4 protein-coding genes are annotated in these 1,995 nt (G+C 36.2%); 1 reads left to right on the top strand and 3 read right to left on the bottom strand.

All coding sequences use genetic code 11. The annotated features are described in order from the left end of the window. Nucleotides 1-189 (bottom strand): hypothetical protein (locus ACJML3_RS03505; RefSeq protein ID WP_406020657.1); only part of this gene is annotated, 189 nt, incomplete at its 3' end. A gap of 86 nt (nucleotides 190-275) precedes the next feature. On the opposite strand from ACJML3_RS03505, the gene ACJML3_RS03500 reads away from it, so the two are divergent. Beyond that, nucleotides 276-1,070, top strand: a complete 795-nt coding sequence (locus ACJML3_RS03500; RefSeq protein WP_406020663.1) for a hypothetical protein — start codon at nucleotides 276-278, stop codon at nucleotides 1,068-1,070. 260 nt (nucleotides 1,071-1,330) lie between these two features. Here ACJML3_RS03500 and ACJML3_RS03495 read toward each other — a convergent pair whose 3' ends face one another. After that, a complete protein-coding gene (locus tag ACJML3_RS03495) occupies nucleotides 1,331-1,588 on the bottom strand; it encodes a hypothetical protein (RefSeq protein ID WP_406020661.1) in 258 nt (85 codons plus the stop codon). Continuing rightward, a partial coding sequence (locus ACJML3_RS03490; RefSeq protein ID WP_406020659.1) for a hypothetical protein occupies nucleotides 1,578-1,995 on the bottom strand: 418 nt, incomplete at its 5' end. The genes ACJML3_RS03495 and ACJML3_RS03490, both read right to left, overlap by 11 nt.

The following is a 1,995-nucleotide window of genomic DNA, read 5'->3' as shown; positions in this document are numbered from 1 at the left end:
CTTTTCAACACTGTGAGATGTTGCCATATCCAGAGGCTCCTTCATGTAAGGAACTCTGCTAGTTCTCCATTTACCTGGTTCAGGAGAAGTGCCAGGTGCTACAAAACGGTATTGATCTGACCACTCCGAACCAGTAAGCCTAGGTCTAGGCTTTAAAGTTTTATTTAGAGCGGTAAAAAATAGATTCATAAGCTTAATAGGCTTAAAATAGAGAAAAGCACAGACAATCTGCGACAATCATCTGTGCTTAGACTTTTTATATACAAGGATTTTTTATGAATCAGAACAATCTCACATTGAGAATTGATCCTTCTCTACAACAAGCTATTGAAAGCATGTATAAGTTATATAATCCGACCATGCTGGCTCTCGCTAAAACAGTTTATTCAGTCAACAAGATATTTTATTCTCAGGAGTTTGAAACTATTCTCAGAACAACATTCGTTGCCATGGAACCATCAATAAAATTGGCAATGGCTGTAAAAGAACTTGTTTCTCCTTCCCTGGCTAAAGCAGCAGTTCAGTTTGCTCAACATGCTAAATACTTATCTTCAATCATCAATACGTTAGATACCAATTCTCAGAATGAACTCTGTTCTGAAATAAAACGGTTAAAGAAAGAAGATTTTCAATGTATTGTTAAAGGTTATGAAAAAGTTGAAGCTCTTGACGACAAATCCAAAACAGACTTTGATAATGCAACGCAAAAGTTATCAATACAGGAATCAACTCAAACCCTGATTGGTTTTGCAGATTTAGATCCTATTGCTATCAAAGCAGAACTTAAGAAAATATCCAATCAATCAAGTGTCATTGCAAAGAATACAAAGCCTAAACCTCTGTACCAGGTAACTATTAAAGAGATTCTAATAGGTCTTGCAATTAACGGACTTATTTATGGATTTTCTGAGATTTATCAATACTGTCAAACAGTTTACGAACAGAGCGTACAACAAGAAATTCATAAACAAGACGAGACACAGCAACAGCAAGAATTCCAAGATAGAAGAATGATAATGCCACAAATAGCACTATCAAAAAGGAATCTACCTGCACTGTATAAATGTTAGTTGTTTCTCCAGAATAAGCTAAGGAAATTAGGTCCGGAAGACCATTTTTATATAAAGAATAAATCACAACACTTACGACAGCACAAAAGACTGGATAAATAGCCAGTTTAATCACTGTATAACATATGGTTAGAAGTTTCATTTGACTTATTCCTTTACATTTAACTTCTGAGAAATCATGCCATACCACTCAATCAGATGGTTATAGTAGGTTGACGTTTTGCTAAAGATGATTGTGTAACACCATCAGAAAAAGTCATTTATAATTTCTCAAGTTCTTCATTAGTTACAATATCATCAGGATGCTCTAAAGCTTCTTTTGCAAGCCTATCCTGGGAAATAATTAGAGCTAATGCATTGTTGTCCTCTACAGTATCAACAATCTCAAAGGGTTCTGCTACAGAAACAGATTTACCTGATTCAGTAAGATGTGCCCCTGGTTTTAAAACCATTACTGGTAAATCATCATCTAAATCTGCAATAAATTTCTTTAATTCACCTACTGAATTAATTTCCATGAATACTCTCCTGAGATATTTTGTTGTACCAATCAATTAAATGATTGTAGTAAGTTGCGTTAATATCGCAGTCTCTTGCCACAATCATCTGGTCATTAAGTAATTTCTGAAATGCTCTTTTGTCTTTTCCACTGCAGTCACATTTACCTTGTGATACTGCTGAGGAAGCGGTGGCATCTGAGGGCAGTGTTGCTGTGTCGGAATCGGTGTACTCTGAGAACTGCAGCTGCAGAGCATTAAGTTCATCGATAGCACTAGCATAACGTTTTTCAAGATCATCCAAGTCTTCCTGCGTTTTTGCTGCATTGATTTGCGCTGTCTTCTGGTGTTCATGTTCAACCTCCAGCTGTTGAATCAAATTAGCTCTTTCTTGCTCCAGTGCATTTTTCGCAACGTTCAGACGTTCA

It is taken from the genome of Succinivibrio sp. (genome assembly GCF_045124615.1).
Classification (GTDB): Bacteria; Pseudomonadota; Gammaproteobacteria; order Enterobacterales; family Succinivibrionaceae; genus Succinivibrio; species Succinivibrio faecicola.
Note: the sequence above shows the minus strand (reverse complement) of the source record. Positions and strands in the feature narration are given on the sequence as shown.